The organism is Promicromonospora thailandica (assembly GCF_024171955.1).
In the GTDB taxonomy this organism is placed as follows: Bacteria; Actinomycetota; Actinomycetes; order Actinomycetales; family Cellulomonadaceae; genus Promicromonospora; species Promicromonospora thailandica.
Map to the genome: position 1 here is coordinate 221,707 of NZ_JAMTCS010000002.1, position 14,021 is coordinate 235,727.

General features: G+C 74.7%; 14 protein-coding genes. 7 read left to right on the forward strand and 7 right to left on the reverse strand.

The window, feature by feature from the left end; translation table 11 throughout:
- Window positions 1-26 precede the first annotated feature (26 nt).
- The 6 genes from APR03_RS04165 to APR03_RS04190 are packed head-to-tail and all read left to right on the forward strand — an operon-like array spanning window position 27 to window position 3,151.
- Window positions 27-224 (forward strand): DUF4244 domain-containing protein, encoded by a 198-nt coding sequence (locus APR03_RS04165; RefSeq protein WP_253833070.1) that lies wholly within the window; start codon window positions 27-29, stop codon window positions 222-224.
- 3 nt (window positions 225-227) lie between these two features.
- Entirely contained in the window at window positions 228-572 is a 345-nt protein-coding gene (locus tag APR03_RS04170; protein ID WP_253833071.1) for a TadE family type IV pilus minor pilin, read from the forward strand.
- On the forward strand, window positions 569-1,030 hold the full coding sequence (locus APR03_RS04175; RefSeq protein ID WP_253833072.1) for an Rv3654c family TadE-like protein: 462 nt from the start codon (window positions 569-571) through the stop codon (window positions 1,028-1,030). The genes APR03_RS04170 and APR03_RS04175 overlap by 4 nt, the downstream gene beginning before the upstream one ends.
- A gap of 33 nt (window positions 1,031-1,063) precedes the next feature.
- The gene (locus APR03_RS04180) at window positions 1,064-2,050 is read left to right on the forward strand and encodes an ABC transporter ATP-binding protein (RefSeq protein ID WP_253833074.1); all 987 of its coding nucleotides are present in this window, start codon (window positions 1,064-1,066) and stop codon (window positions 2,048-2,050) included.
- Window positions 2,047-2,913 carry an ABC transporter permease gene (locus tag APR03_RS04185; RefSeq protein ID WP_253833076.1) on the forward strand — a complete coding sequence of 289 codons (867 nt, stop codon included), beginning with the start codon at window positions 2,047-2,049 and terminating at the stop codon, window positions 2,911-2,913. Before APR03_RS04180 ends, APR03_RS04185 begins: the two co-directional genes overlap by 4 nt.
- Window positions 2,914-2,917: 4 nt before the next feature.
- On the forward strand, window positions 2,918-3,151 hold the full coding sequence (locus tag APR03_RS04190; protein ID WP_253833078.1) for a helix-turn-helix transcriptional regulator: 234 nt from the start codon (window positions 2,918-2,920) through the stop codon (window positions 3,149-3,151).
- Here APR03_RS04190 and sftH read toward each other — a convergent pair.
- From sftH to APR03_RS04225, 7 genes are all read right to left on the reverse strand, one after another.
- A complete protein-coding gene (gene sftH, locus APR03_RS04195; protein WP_253833458.1) occupies window positions 3,132-5,663 on the reverse strand; it encodes a DEAD/DEAH box helicase in 2,532 nt (843 codons plus the stop codon). The genes APR03_RS04190 and sftH overlap by 20 nt on opposite strands.
- Window positions 5,664-5,854: 191 nt before the next feature.
- Window positions 5,855-7,411: a UDP-N-acetylglucosamine 1-carboxyvinyltransferase gene (locus tag APR03_RS04200; protein WP_372494765.1), complete on the reverse strand. Its 1,557-nt coding sequence runs from the start codon at window positions 7,409-7,411 to the stop codon at window positions 5,855-5,857.
- Window positions 7,412-7,510: 99 nt separating this feature from the next.
- Complete coding sequence (gene ggt, locus APR03_RS04205) at window positions 7,511-9,343, reverse strand: gamma-glutamyltransferase (RefSeq protein WP_253833081.1); 1,833 nt, start codon at window positions 9,341-9,343, stop codon at window positions 7,511-7,513.
- Window positions 9,344-9,429: 86 nt separating this feature from the next.
- Entirely contained in the window at window positions 9,430-9,978 is a 549-nt protein-coding gene (locus APR03_RS04210; RefSeq protein WP_253833083.1) for a methylated-DNA--[protein]-cysteine S-methyltransferase, read from the reverse strand.
- 44 nt (window positions 9,979-10,022) lie between these two features.
- A complete protein-coding gene (locus tag APR03_RS04215; protein WP_253833085.1) occupies window positions 10,023-10,292 on the reverse strand; it encodes a DUF6457 domain-containing protein in 270 nt (89 codons plus the stop codon).
- Window positions 10,293-10,318: 26 nt separating this feature from the next.
- Entirely contained in the window at window positions 10,319-11,014 is a 696-nt protein-coding gene (gene mobA / locus APR03_RS04220) for a molybdenum cofactor guanylyltransferase (protein ID WP_253833087.1), read from the reverse strand.
- A complete protein-coding gene (locus APR03_RS04225; RefSeq protein WP_253833089.1) occupies window positions 11,011-12,420 on the reverse strand; it encodes a molybdopterin molybdotransferase MoeA in 1,410 nt (469 codons plus the stop codon). The genes mobA and APR03_RS04225 overlap by 4 nt, the downstream gene beginning before the upstream one ends.
- Window positions 12,421-12,669: 249 nt before the next feature.
- Here APR03_RS04225 and APR03_RS04230 point away from each other — a divergent pair, with 249 nt between their 5' ends.
- Complete coding sequence (locus tag APR03_RS04230) at window positions 12,670-14,019, forward strand: MFS transporter (RefSeq protein WP_253833091.1); 1,350 nt, start codon at window positions 12,670-12,672, stop codon at window positions 14,017-14,019.
- Window positions 14,020-14,021 lie beyond the last annotated feature (2 nt).

The following is a 14,021-nucleotide window of genomic DNA, read 5'->3' on the forward strand; positions in this document are numbered from 1 at the left end:
GACAGATGGTCGTCAGGAGAGCTGTGGTGGGCGATGCGCCCGAGGACGGGGCGCAGACGGAGACCGACGGGCGCGATCCGGAGAGCGGTCTGGCGACGGCCGAGTACGCGATCGCGACGGTGGCCGCCGCCACCTTCGCGGGGATCCTGCTCGCCGTCATCAAGGGCGGCGACATCAAGGGGATGCTCACGTCCCTGATCCAGTCGGCCCTCTCGCTGGGCTGACCCATGGCGAGACGTGAGTCGGAACGGGGCACGGTGACCGCGGAGCTGGCCGTCGGGCTGCCCGCGGTGGTGCTGGTCCTCGTCGCCGTGCTCACCCTCGCGGCCGCGTCCACGGCGCAGATGCGCGCCCTGGACGCGGCCCGCGCGGGGGCACGGGCGGTGGCGATCGGAGAACAGGAGCCCGCGGTGCGGGCCGTGGTGGCACGCGTGGGCGGCCCGGGAGCGGAGATGTCCCTGTCGCACGAGGGCCGGTGGGTGCGGGTGACGGTCACCCGGCCCGTGGCGGGGGACGGCGCGTTCGGCCCGCTGCGGGCCACGGGATCCGCGACGGCCTGGGTCGAACCATGAGACGGGCCCGCTCGAACCGCCCGGCGAACTGCCCGGCGAACCGTCCGGCGAACCGTCCGGTGCAGCCGGACGAGCGCGGCGCGGGCACCGTCCTGGTGCTCGGGGTCGTCGCCGCGGTCCTGCTGCTCGCCGTCGGGATCGCGGCGCTGGGTGCGGCGCAGAACGCGCGCGGGGCGGCGCAGGCCGCGGCGGACCTCGGTGCGCTCGCGGGCGGCACCGCCCTGCGCGACGGGTTCGACGCGTGCGCCGCGGCGTCCGAGGCCGTGACGCGGAACGGTGCCGGGATGGTGTCCTGCGAGGAGCTCGGCGGCGGCGTGGTGCGCGTCGTGGCGAGCCGGCCGGTCGGTGGGCCGCTGCGCCATCTCGTGCCCGGGACCGCTCACGGCTCGGCGCGAGCCGGACCGCGCCCGGGCCCCGCGGCCGGTCCTCCGGAGGACCGGCCCGGAAAAATCGACTGACATGACCGGGGTACGACTCGTAGTATTCCTGCTATGGACAGTACGGAGGATGCGATGACGGACCCGGTGCCTCCGCCGTCGGGCGAGCTCGCGCTCGACGTGCGCGACCTGCGGATGCGGTACGGCACGAAGGACGTGCTGACGGGCGTCTCGTTCACGGCGCGCCGCGGCGAGGTCGTCGCGCTGCTCGGCCCCAACGGTGCGGGCAAGACCACGACCATCGAGATCCTCGAGGGCTTCCGGATGCGGTCGGCGGGCGAGGTCACCGTGCTGGGACAGGACCCGGCGCGGGGCGACGAGGCCTGGCGCGCCCGGCTCGGGGTGGTGCTGCAGTCGTGGCGCGATCACGGCCGGTGGCGGGTGCGGGACCTGCTCGGGTATCTCGCCCGCTTCTACGCGCCGTACTCCACGGCCGAGGTGCCGCGGCCGTGGGACGTCGACGAGCTGATCGGGGTGGTCGGGCTCGCCGAGCACGCGGACGCCAAGATCCTGAAGCTGTCGGGCGGTCAACGCCGGCGGCTCGACGTGGCGATCGGCATCGTCGGGAGGCCGGAGCTCGTCTTCCTCGACGAGCCGACGGCGGGGTTCGACCCGCACGCCCGGCGCGAGTTCCACGACCTGGTGCACCGCCTGGCCGACTTCGAGAACACGACGGTGCTGCTCACCACGCACGACCTCGACGAGGCGGAGAAGCTCGCCGACCGGATCCTCGTGCTCGACGAGGGCACGATCGTGGCCGACGGGTCGGCCGAGCAGCTCGCGCGCGAGCTGACGACCCAGGCGGAGGTGCGCTGGACGGCCGACGGCCGACGGCAGGTCCACGCGGTCGCCGAGGGCGACCCGACGGACTTCGTCCGCCGGCTCCTGGCCGGTGATCCCGGGGTCACCGACCTCGAGGTCAGGCGGGCCAGCCTCGAGGACACGTACATGGCGCTGGTCCACCGGGCCGAGACCGCCGGCCCCGGGCAGCAGGACCTGGACGGACAGGTCACCGAACAGACCGAGGAGGTGCAGTCATGACGACGACCGGTCGTACCGAGGCGCGCCGGGCAGCCGTGCGCGCGGGGCTCTCCCGGGGGTGGCTGGAGACGAAGTACTCGCTCGCCGAACCCGCGGACGTCGTCTGGTACCTCGCGTTCCCCGTCATCTACGCGGTCGTGCTGCTGTTCATGCGGGGCAGCACCGTGCCCGGCACGGACTTCGCGCTCGGCGCCATGGTGCTGCCGAGCCTGGTCGGCATGTCGATCGCGTTCGGCGGGCTGACCGGTGCGGCGAGCACCATCGCCGTCGACCGCGAGGACGGCACGCTGCTGCGGGCGAAGGCGACGCCGAACGGGATGATCGGCTACCTCGTCGGCAAGATCCTCATGTTCACGCTGACCGCGGCGGTCAGCCTGGTGGCGCTCGTGATCCCGGCGTTCACGGTGGCCGGGGACCTCCGCCTCGACGCGCGGACGTGGGTCCTGCTGGTGCTCATCTTCGTGGTGGGCATGGTGGCGACCGTCCCGGCGAGCGTGGCCCTCGGGTCGCTGTTCAAGACCTCGGCGCAGACCGGGCTGCTGTTCCTGGCGTCGACGGCGCTGATCATCCCCTCCGGCATCTTCTACCCGATCACCGCGCTGCCCACCTGGCTCCAGTGGGTGGGTCAGGCGTTCCCCTACTACTGGCTCGGGCTGGGTGCCCGGTCGGCGATGCTGCCCGAGGCCATGGTCGTCGCGGAGATCGGCGGGTCGTGGCGCACCGCCGAGATGTTCGTGGTGCTCGGCATCTGGGCCGTCGTGGGTATGGTGCTCGCGCCGATCGTGCTCCGCAGGATGGCCCGCCGGGAGTCGGGCTCCACGGTGGCCGCGGCACGGGAACGTTTCATGGCCAAGGGGTACTGAGCCGGTGGGTGAACAGAGCGACGTCGTCCACAACCGCATAGCGATGCTGCGCGCCGAGCGCGGCGTCTCACGGCGCGAGCTGGCCGAGGCACTCGGGGTGCACTACCAGACCGTCGGCTACCTGGAGCGCGGTGAGTACAGCCCGTCGCTGCACCTCGCGCTGCGCATCGCGGAGTACTTCGACGTGGCGGTCGAGGTGGTGTTCTCGACCACCCCGTTCAAGCGGCTGGGTGCGTGACCCCGGGATCGTGCGCGAGCACGGCGTCCAGGAGCCGTACCGCCGCGTCCTTGTCGAGCGGGGCGTTGTACGAGCCGCACTTGGGCGACTGCACGCACGCCGGGCAGCCGTCCGCGCAGGGGCACGCGGCGATCGCGTCCCGGGTGGCGCGGAGCCACGTGGCCCCGAGATCGTAGGCGCGCTCGGCGAAGCCCGCGCCGCCGGGGTAGGCGTCGTAGACGAACACGGTCGCCTCCCCGGTGTCCGGGTGCAGCTCCGTCGACACGCCACCGAGGTCCCAGCGGTCGCAGGTCGCGAGCAGGGGCAGCAGGCCGATCGCCGCGTGCTCGGCGGCATGCAGCGCGCCCGGTGCCTGCTCGGCGGAGATGTCGGCGGCGCGCAGCACGAACTCGGGCACCGACCACCACACCGCCACTGTGCCGAGCGTGTGCTCGGGCAGCTCCAGCTGTTCCGTGCCGAGCACCTGCATGTCCGGGATGCGGCGGCGCTGGTAGCTCACCACCTGGGACGTCACCTCGACGGGGCCCAGACCCCAGGTGACCGGCCCCCACTGCCGCGTCACGAGGTCGTGCCCGGTGTCGTCGACCTCGGCGCGCGGCTCGTCGTCGTCCCAGCCCTCGATGGCGACCGACATGACCGACCGGGACCACGTCCCGTAGTCGAGCCGGCGTCGCTGCACGACGGCGGTGTGGTCGGCCAGGTCCAGGTGCGTCACCACGTAGGTGGTGCCCTGGTGCACATAGACCGCGCCGTCGTGCACCTGGCCGTCGGCCGACGCCGCGTCGACAGTGCCCAGCATGCGTCCCGTGCCGTGCTCCACCACGCGCACCGGCGTGCCGCCGGCGCCGCGCAGGTCGGTCAGACCGGTGGCGGGCTGGTGGTGGGTCCAGTACCAGCCCGAGCTGCGGCGGCGCAGCGCACCCCGGGCGACGAGCACGTCCAGGATGCCGCGCACGTGCGCCGGGTCGCCGAACGCCGCGAGGTCCTCCGACCGCAGGGGTGCCTCCTGGGCCGCCGCGCAGAGGTGCGGCGCGAGCACGTGCGGGTTGGCCGGGTCGAACACCGTCGCCTCCAGCGGGGCGTCGAAGACGGCCTCGGGGTGGGTCACCAGGTAGGTGTCGAGCGGGTCCTCGCGCGCGACGAACGCGACCAGCCCGTCCGCCCCGGCCCGCCCCGCGCGGCCTGCCTGCTGCCACAGCGACATCCGCGTGCCCGGCCAGCCGGCGATGAGCACGGCGTCCAGCCCGGAGATGTCGACCCCCAGCTCGAGCGCGTTGGTCGTCGCCAGCCCGAGCAGGTCGCCGGTGCGCAGCGCCTGCTCCAGCTCGCGGCGCTCCTCGGGCAGGTAGCCCCCGCGGTAGGCGGCGATCCGCCCGGCGGCGTCCGGGGCGTGCCGCAGGTGGTCGCGGGCCTGCTGGGCCACCGACTCCGCACCGCGCCGCGAGCGCGTGAACGCCAGGCTCCGGGCGCCGGACGCGGCGAGGTCGGCGAGGAGGTCGGCCACCTCCGCGGTCGCCGACCGCCGCGGGTGCTCGGGCGGCGCCTCGGTGGCGACAGCGTCCACCTCGGGATCATCTGCCGGCCCCTGGGACCCCACGGCCCAGGGGTCGGGTTCCGTGAGGTCGGCACGTTGCATCGAGATCGGCACATCGCTGGACCGATCTCGGGACAAGGGGCCGACCTCGGCGTCTCCTACGGGGGCCGGGCGCCACGAGGCGATCTCCGGGGGCTGCCAGAGGACCACCGTGCGGCGGCCCGAGGGGGACGCGTCCTGGGTGACGGCCGTGACGTCGTCCGGCGCGACGCCGATGAGGCGGGCCGCACCGGCTGCGGGCTCCGCCGTCGTCGCCGAGGCCACGACGAACGTGGGCGCGCTGCCCCCGTACCGCTCGACGAGGCGCGTGAGCCGGCGCAGCACGTGCGAGACGTGCGCGCCGAAGACGCCGCGGTAGGCGTGCCCCTCGTCGATCACGACGTAGCGCAGCCCCTTGAGCAGCCGCGACCAGCGCCGATGGTTCGGCAGGAGCGAGTAGTGCAGGAAGTCGGGGTTGGTCAGCACGACGTCGGCGTGGTCCCGCACCCAGGTGCGCTGCTCCCGTGAGGTGTCGCCGTCGCACGTCGCGACCCGCACGTCGCGGGTGCCCGCCGCGTCCAGGAGGCGCTCCAGGGCGCTGAGCTGGTCGGCCGCCAGGGCCTTGGTCGGGCTGAGATAGAGCGTCGTGGGCCGGGCACGCGCCGAGGAGATGTTGCCCGGGTCGAGCGTGGCCGAGGCAGCGGCGGTCCGGACGTCGGACAGCGCGGGCAGCCAGAACGCCAGCGACTTGCCCGACCCGGTGGACGTGGCCAGCGCGGTGTGCCGGCCCTGGTGGACGAGGTCGGCGGCGAGCGCCTGGTGCGTCCAGGGCCGCTCGACCCCGAGCTTCCGGTACCCCTGCACCACCGTCGCGTCGGCCCAGTCCGGCCAGTCGGCGTGCCGGGCGGTCCGCGCCGGGAGCACGCGTGACGCCGTCATCCGCTCGGCGCGCGCGCCGCCGGCGAGCAGCACGTCGAGCAGGGGGTGGGTGGAGACCTCGGGCACGGTGCACAGTCTCGCACCTGGGGGTCGCTCGCCCACCGGTCGTCCGCTGACGCACGCCGGCCGGGGCGACCTGCGCGGTAGCCCCGGCCGGAGGTGGTGGCGGCCCGACGTCGGGGCCGGCGGGATCAGTCGCGGAACGTCTCGATCCGCGCGCCCAGCTCGATGAGGCGCTCGGCGAGCTGCTCGTAGCCGCGGGCGATGATGTCGACGTCGCGCAGCACCGAGGTGCCGGTCGACGCGAGCATCGCCAGCAGGATGACGACCGCCGGACGCAGGGCCGGCGGGCAGCTCACCTCGGCGCCGCGCCAGCGCGTGGGGCCGGTGATCTGCAGGCGGTGGGGGTCCATGAGCCGCACGTCCGCGCCGAGCCGCGTGAGGTCGGTGAGGTGGATGGCCCGGTTCTCGTAGACCCAGTCGTGCAGGAGCGTCGTGCCCGTGGCGCGCGCGGCGATGACGGCGAAGAACGGCAGGTTGTCGATGTTCAGCCCGGGGAACGGCATCGCGTGGATCTTGTCGATCGGGGCGCGCAGGTCGCTCGGGTGCACGGTGACGTCGACCAGGCGCGTGCGGCCGTTGCGCGACAGGTACTCCGGGCTGAGCGTGTACCGCTGACCCATCTCGGCGAGGGTGGCGAGCTCGATCTCCATGAACTCGATCGGCACGCGCGTGACGGTGATCTCCGAGCTCGTCACGATGCCGGCGGTCAGCAGGCTCATCGCCTCGACCGGGTCCTCCGAGACCGTGTACTCGACGTCGGTCTCGAACCGGGAGCGGCCGTGCACGCGCAGCGTGGTGGTGCCGATGCCCTCGATCCGCACGCCCAGCAGCTCCAGGTAGAAGCACAGGTCCTGGACCATGTAGTTGGGGCTGGCGTTGCGGATCGTGGTCACCGCGTCCCGGCCGGCCGCCGCCATCAGGGCGTTCTCCGTGACGGTGTCGCCGCGCTCGGTGAGCACGATGGACAGGTCGCCGGTACCCGGCGTGACCGTGGCCTGGTAGTGCCCTGCCGTCGCGACCACGTCGAGCCCGAACGGGCGCAGCGCGATCATGTGCGGCTCGACGGTCCGCGTGCCGAGGTCGCAGCCGCCCGCGTACGGGAGCTCGAAGTTCGGCTCACGGCCGAGCAGCGGGCCGAAGAACATGATGATCGACCGCGTGCGCACCGCGGCGTCGACGTCGATCGAGGCCAGGTCGAGCGTCTCGGGACGGACGATCTCGAGGTCGCGCCCGTTCGGGGCCCACGTGGCGCTCACGCCGATGGAACGCAGCACGTCGAGGATGCGGTCCACCTCGACGATGCGAGCCACGTTGCGCAGCACGGTGCGGCCGTGGTTGAGCAGCGACGCGCACAGGAGCGCGACGGCGCCGTTCTTGGAGGAGTTCACCTCGATCGTGCCCGAGAGCTGGTGCCCGCCCTCGATGTGCAGGTGGGTGCGCCGGGGCGCGCCGACCGTGATGAGCTCGGAGTCGAGCGCCGCGCTGATGCGGCCGATCATCTCAAGACTGAGATTCTGCGCACCCTGCTCGATGCGGTGCACTGCGCTCTGGCTCGTGCTGAGGCGGTCGGCGAGCTGGGTCTGGGTGAGGCCGCGGTGTTGACGCGCGCTGCGGACCAGGGCTCCTACCTGCGCGGCATCCACCGCGGGGATCGATCCGGTCAGCGGTCGTTCGGTGCTGGCGATAGTCACGGTGACGACCCTAACTCACATATGAGATACGGGCACGCCTGGTTGTGAACGTCACACGTCGGGGCGGCCGCCGCGGCGGCCGCCCCGCTCGCGTCAGCGGCCGGCGGGCCGCACCACCAGGGCCGATCCGCCGCCGTTCCGGGTCGGCTCGGCCACGGCCGTCAGGCGCCCGCCCGGGCCGATCTCGACGGCGGTCGCCGCGCCGATCCCCTTCCCCGGTGCCACGGGCGCGAAGGTGTGCCCGTACCCGGCCAGCGCCGCGCCGTAGGCGCCGATGAAGCCGGGCTCGGCCGTGACGGTCGCGGAGTTCTGGGGCGCCGCCCGCGGGGCGGCGATGGCCTCCTGGATCGGCCGGCCCAGGTCGATCCGGTGCACCAGCATCTGGGTCACCGTCGAGATGATGTTCGACCCGCCCGGGGAGCCGAGCGCGAGCACGGGGCGCCCGTCGGCGAGCACGATCGTCGGCGCCATCGACGAGCGCGGCCGCTTGCCCGGTTCGATCCGGTTGGGGTCGTCGGCGTCGTACTCGATGCTGAAGTCGGTGAGCTCGTTGTTCAGCAGGAACCCGCGGCCCGGCACGACGATCCCGGACCCGCCGATCTGCTCGATCGTGAGGGTGTACTCGACCACGTCACCCCAGCGGTCGACCGCCGTCAGGTTCGTGGTCGACGTGCTCTCGGTGTCCGGGGGCACGGAGCCGGGCGCGGCAGGGGTGCCGCACTCGCCGTCGTAGGACCGGGCGTCGCCCGCCGCCACCGGCTTCGGGGCCGCCGCGGCAGGATCGAGCAGGCACGCCCGTTCCCGGGCGTAGACGTCGTCGAGCAGCCCGTCCACGGGCACGTCCACGACGTCGCCGTCGCCCAGGTAGGCGGCCCGGTCCGCGAAGGCGAGCGCGCTCGCCTCGATCATGTGGTGCAGGACGGCGGGCTCGTCCAGGCCCGTCAGGTCGGCCTGCTCCAGGATGTTCAGCGTCTCGCCGACGGTCGTGCCGCCCGACGACGGCGGCGCCATCCCGTAGACGTCGTACCCGCGGTAGGAGAAGACGGTCGGTGCGCGGTCGACCACCTCGTACGAGGCGAGGTCCGCCGTGGTCATCGACCCGGCCGGCACGGGCAACGTGGTGCCGTCCGCCACGGGCGGGTCCTGGACGGCGTCGACGATCTCCCGGGCGAGGGCACCCTCGTAGAAGGCGTCCGTGCCCGTGCGGGCGAGCAGCCGGTAGGTGGCCGCGAGGTCCGGGTTGCGGAAGACCGACCCGACCGCCGGCGCCGCGCCGCCCGGCAGGAACAGGTCGCTCGTGGAGGTGATCGCCTCGAAGCGCTCCTGGTTCTCCAGGGTCTGGTCGTGGAAGAGCTGGTCGACGACGAAGCCGCGCTCGGCCACGCGCGTCGCGGGCCGGAGCGCCTCGGCCAGGGAGGTCGTGCCCCAGCGTTCGAGGGCGCGGTCCCAGGTGGCCACCGTGCCGGGCACGCCGACGCTGACGCCGCCGGTCACCAGGTCCGGGAAGAACGGGTACGGCTCGCCGGTCGCGGGGTCGACGAACGCGTCGGGCTCGATCGCGGCCGGCGCGGTCTCCCGGCCGTCGATGGTCTCGACGTCGCCCGTGCCCGCGTCGTAGTGGACGAAGAAGCCGCCGCCCCCGATCCCCGCGCTGTACGGGTCGGTGACGCCGATCGCGGCGGCCATCGCGACCGCGGCGTCGGTGGCGTTGCCACCCCGGCGGAGGACCGTGAGCCCCACCTCGGACACGACCGGGTCGAGGGAGCTGACGGCGCCCCCGTACCCGACCGACGTGGGCACCCGCGGCGGCTCGTGCCCGGGAGGTGGTGCCGCGGCTCCGGCCGGTGTCACCGCGGCGGTGCCGGCCAGCACCAGGATCAGCGTCCCCGTGACGGCGGACCGGCGGACGGTGGTTCGTGTGCGCATGCATTCCTCCTGAGCGGCTGTGGACAGGGCGAAACTCAGACGTACGGAACGGTGGAAAGGTTGTCTACGGGACGGGGCGCGGGACCTCACAGGTCGAAGAGCGTCGGCTGCTCCAGGTAGACCCCCTCGGTCTCCAGCATGCGCACCTTGGTGCGTGGGCCGCCGCGGGCCGAGAACCCGCCGACGCGGCGCCCCGCGGCGAGCACCCGGTGGCAGGGCACGATCGGTGGGAAGGGGTTGCGGCCCATCGCCTGGCCCACGGCCTGGGCGGCGCCGGGCGCACCGAGGGCCGCGGCGACCTCGCCGTACGTGCGCGTCTCGCCGGGCGGGATCGCGCGCACGACCTCGTACACGCGCCGGTCGAAGTCGGGCACGGCGCTCATGTCCACGGGCACGTCCGCGAGCGTGCCCACACCCTCGGCCAGCAGCCGGGCAAGCGCCGCTGCCGCTGCCTCGACCGGCGCGGGCGGGGCCTCGACCGCGCCCGGGCACCAGCTCCGGACGGCGCGCCGGACCTCGTCGGCGCCGCCGTGCGGCAGCGTGGACCCGACGATCTCTCCGGCGGCGTTCCAGACCAGCGCGCACTCCCCGATCGCCGTCGGGATCACCGCGAACTCGAGCCCCTCCTCCGCCATGCGACCCACCCTAGGCGGAGCCACCGACACGGCCGGCGGGGTCGTCAGCCCTGGGCCTCGGCGGCCCAGCGGCCGGCCAGCCCGCTCGCCTTGTCGGCGGCGTCCGGGTCGCCGCTGGCGGCCGCGCCCAGGCCGCCCGCGGCCGCCAGCCCGTCGGCGTAGCCCACGGCGTACGTGGTCACGGGTGCGGCCGGCCGGGCGACGGCGTGCGCCGCGTCCCGGGCCAGGTCGAGCACCGCGTGCACGTCGACCGTGCCCGCGGGCAGGCCCAGCTCCTTCTCCAGCGCCGCGACCCAGCTGTCCAGCTCTGCCATCTCGTGTCCCTTCGGGTGCCGTGGGTTCAGCGGCCGGGACGCGCGCCCAGGCGGGCGGCGTCGGCCGGGGTGTCGATGTCGTCGCTCCAGCCTGCCTCGTCGGGCACCTCGGTGCAGCGCAGCGCGCCGACCAGCCGTCTCATCGAGGCGCCGTCCGGATCCGTCCCGTCGAGGGCGGCGTCGAGCGCGGCGCGGCGGTACAGCCCCACCAGCCACTGGGCCCGGCCGTCGCGCACGAGGTGGGCGCCGTCGGCAGGATCATGGACGACCGCCCGTTCCAGGGCGGCGACGGCGTGCGCCGCGCGCGGCACGTCCACCGCGAGGAGCAGCACCCACGGCGCACGCGGGTCCGGGAGCGCGCGCAGCCCGGCGGCCAGGCCCGCGACCGGGCCGCCGAACGGCGGATCCTCGCGCGTCAGCCGGACGCGCGGCTCGCCCGTCTCGGATGCGGGTTCCCCCGCGCCGGGGCCCGCCGCCGCACGCTCGCCCGGCACCACCGCCCCGGCCGGCGGCCGCTCGAGAGCGCCCGCCAGGTCCGGCGGTCCCACGACCACGACCCGGCGCGCCCGGCACGCCGCCGCCAGCGCGTGGTCGAGGAGTGCCGTGCCGTCGACGACGAGGTCCGCCTTCGACGCCCCGCCCAGCCGGGCCGCCCGGCCGCCGGCCAGCACCACGGCGTCGTACGCCAGGTCCACCGGTCGCGGCCCCGCCGGCCTCGTCATCGCAGCCTCAGCACCCGCACCGGGTCACCCGCGCGCACCTTCTCGACGTCGGGCGGCACGAGCGCCAGGCCGTCGGCCGTGGCGAGCGCCGACAGCGAGTGGCGCGACCCGGCCGGCACGACGCCGACGGAGCCCCTCGGGCCAGCCGGGGCCGCGGCGCTGCCGTCGGGCAGCGGGACGAACCGGACCGGGACGACGAGGAGCCGACCGGGCGCACCGGACCACGCGGCGGCCGCCGGGAGCGGTGCCCCATCGAGGATGTTGCTCTGCGTAGACAGTGTCGACGCAGAGCGACCCAGCTCCGCGAGGCGGTCGTCCCCCGGGCGGATCGCGCCCCGCAGGCGGCCGATCGCCGGGCGCGCGAACAGCTCGAACGACGCGTACGCCCCCACCGGGTTGCCCGGCAGCGCGAGCCAGGGGACGCCGCGCCACCGGGCCAGCGCCTGCGGCCGGCCGGGTGACATGGCGACGGAGGCGACGTCGGCCTCCGACACCGCGGGCGGCTGAGCGGCCAGGAGCTCCCGCACCACGTCGGCCGCCCCGGCCGACACCCCGCCCGCGGTCACGATGAGGTCGACCGCCACGTTGTCCACAGGGTTGTCCACAGGCGTGTGCGCGCTCCGGCCCCGCGCCCGGCCCCGCGCCCGGTCCAGCGCCCGGTCCAGCGCCCCGTCCAGCGCGGCCCGGAGCGCCTCCGGGTCGTCGGGCACCGGCCCGAGGCGGACGACGTCCGCCCCCGCCGCGCGGGCCGCCGCCGCGAGCATCGGCCCGTTGGAGTCGGTGATCTGGCCGGCACCCAGCGCCGCACCGACCGGCACCAGCTCCGCCCCGGTGGAGATGACGGCGACGACCGGCCGCCGTCGGACCGGGACGTCCACCGTGCCGGACGCCGCGAGCGCACCCACCAGGGCGGCCGTCACCTCGGTCCCCGCCCGGGCGAGGAGGTCTCCCTCGCGCACGTCCTCGCCCGTGGAGCGGACGTGCGGCCGGGGCCGCCGGGCGAGCACCACCGATTCCTCGGCGCGGGCCGCCCCGGCGACGAAGCGGCCGGTCGACGTGTGCTCCACGGGGACCACGGCATCGGCTCCGGGCGGCATCGGCGCGCCGGTCATGATCCGTACGGCCGTCCCGGGGCGGAGCGCCCGCGCGGCGCCCGGCCCGGCGGCGACGTCGCCCGCCACCGGCAGGGTCACCGGCGTCCCGTCGGCCGGCAGATCGACCGACCGCACCGCGTACCCGTCCATCGCGGCGCTGTCGAAGGGCGGCACGGACACCTCGGCGCGCACGTCCTGCGCGACCACGGCGCCGAGCGCCTCCGCGACCGGTCGCGGACGCACGGTCAGCGGCGCGACCAGCGCGAGCACCCGCTCCACGTGCTCCTCGACGCTCCGCACCTCTCCCGCCATGCCCCGACCCTAGGCCAGCCGCCGGCCCGCCGGGGCACGTGTCGGTGCCCGCCCGCGCCCTCACACGGTGCGCCCGCGTGCTGTGCGTTCTTCCTTACGGTCGATTAACTGCTCTTTGTCGGGCGATGAAACACCGCCTCCCTAGTTTCGTCAGCGTCGGTCCGACGTCGGGCCGGCCCCGGGCCCGGCGACCTGCCGGACCGGGTGCGCCCGGCGTCGTCGGGCATACGCCCATGCAGGGAGGACACCGTGTCCACTCCGACCACACGCGACGAGCAGACCCCGGTCACCAGCGAGACCACCGCCCCGCCCCGGTCCGCGATCCAGCGCCGCACGGGCCGCTGGATCGACCACTGGGACCCCGAGGACAAGACCCTGTGGGAGGACGGCGGACGCCGCACCGCCCGGCGCAACCTCGTGCTGTCGATCTTCGCCGAGTTCCTGGGCTTCGGCGCATGGGCGCTGTGGTCGATCGTCGTGCCGCAGCTGCCCGCGGCGGGCTTCGACCTCACCGTCGACCAGATGTTCTGGCTCATCTCCGTGCCCAGCCTCGTCGGCGCCACCCTCCGCATCCCCTACACCTTCGCCGTCCCGGTGTTCGGCGGGCGCAACTGGACCATCGTCTCGGCGCTGCTCCTGCTCCTGCCCACCGGCGCGCTGATCCTCACCGTCTCCGACCCCACCACGCCGTTCCCCGTGCTGCTGGCGGCCGCGGCGCTCGCGGGCCTGGGCGGCGGCAACTTCGCCTCGTCGATGGCGAACATCTCGTTCTTCTTCCCGGAGAAGGAGAAGGGCGCGGCCCTGGGCTGGAACGCCGCGGGCGGCAACATCGGCACGGCGGCCGTGCAGCTCGCGGTGCCGCTCGTGATCGTCACGGGTGCGGGTGTGGCGCTGGACCGGGCCGGCCTCGTGTTCATCCCGTTCATCCTGCTCGCGGCGTTCCTGGCCTGGCGCTGGATGGACAACCTCTCCACGGCCAAGGCCGACCCGCGCTCCTTCGGCGTGGCCGTGCACCACCGGCACACCTGGATCATCAGCTTCATCTACATCGGCACGTTCGGCTCGTTCATCGGCTACGCGGGAGCCTTCCCGACGCTGCTCGCGAGCGAGTTCCCGCAGGTCGCCCTCCCCCTGGCGTTCCTGGGCGCGCTCGTCGGGTCAGTGGCCCGGCCCCTGGGCGGCATCCTCGCCGACCGGGTGGGCGGCACGGTCGTCACGCTCGCCGCCTTCGGCGTCATGGCGCTGGGCGCGATCGGGGCGATCTGGGCCCTCGGCGCGGGGAGCTTCCCGGCCTTCTTCGGCTCGTTCCTGGGGCTGTTCGTGGCCACGGGCGTGGGCAACGGCTCGGTCTACCGCATGATCCCCGCGGTCTTCCGGGTCAGCGGCGGTACGGCGAAGGCCGCCGCGGGGTGCATCGGCATCGCCGGGGCGATCGGCGCGTTCGGCGGGTTCCTCATCCCCCGCGGGTTCGCGCTGTCCACCACGCTGAGCGGCTCGCTCGTCCCGGCGCTCTGGCTCTTCGTCGGCGTGTACGCCGTGATGGCCTTCGTCTGCTGGTTCGTGTACGGCCGCGGCGCCATGGCCGAGGCGCGGGTCTGACC

Coding starts and splice junctions, on each gene's coding strand:
- APR03_RS04180 (WP_253833074.1), top strand. CDS start 1,064: ATGGACAGTACGGAGGATGCGATGACGGACCCGGTGCCTCCGCCGTCG.
- APR03_RS04175 (WP_253833072.1), top strand. CDS start 569: ATGAGACGGGCCCGCTCGAACCGCCCGGCGAACTGCCCGGCGAACCGT.
- APR03_RS04185 (WP_253833076.1), top strand. CDS start 2,047: ATGACGACGACCGGTCGTACCGAGGCGCGCCGGGCAGCCGTGCGCGCG.
- APR03_RS04215 (WP_253833085.1), bottom strand. CDS start 10,292: ATGGCAGAGCTGGACAGCTGGGTCGCGGCGCTGGAGAAGGAGCTGGGC.
- APR03_RS04225 (WP_253833089.1), bottom strand. CDS start 12,420: ATGGCGGGAGAGGTGCGGAGCGTCGAGGAGCACGTGGAGCGGGTGCTC.
- APR03_RS04170 (WP_253833071.1), top strand. CDS start 228: ATGGCGAGACGTGAGTCGGAACGGGGCACGGTGACCGCGGAGCTGGCC.
- mobA (WP_253833087.1), bottom strand. CDS start 11,014: ATGACGAGGCCGGCGGGGCCGCGACCGGTGGACCTGGCGTACGACGCC.
- ggt (WP_253833081.1), bottom strand. CDS start 9,343: ATGCGCACACGAACCACCGTCCGCCGGTCCGCCGTCACGGGGACGCTG.
- APR03_RS04210 (WP_253833083.1), bottom strand. CDS start 9,978: ATGGCGGAGGAGGGGCTCGAGTTCGCGGTGATCCCGACGGCGATCGGG.
- sftH (WP_253833458.1), bottom strand. CDS start 5,663: ATGACGGCGTCACGCGTGCTCCCGGCGCGGACCGCCCGGCACGCCGAC.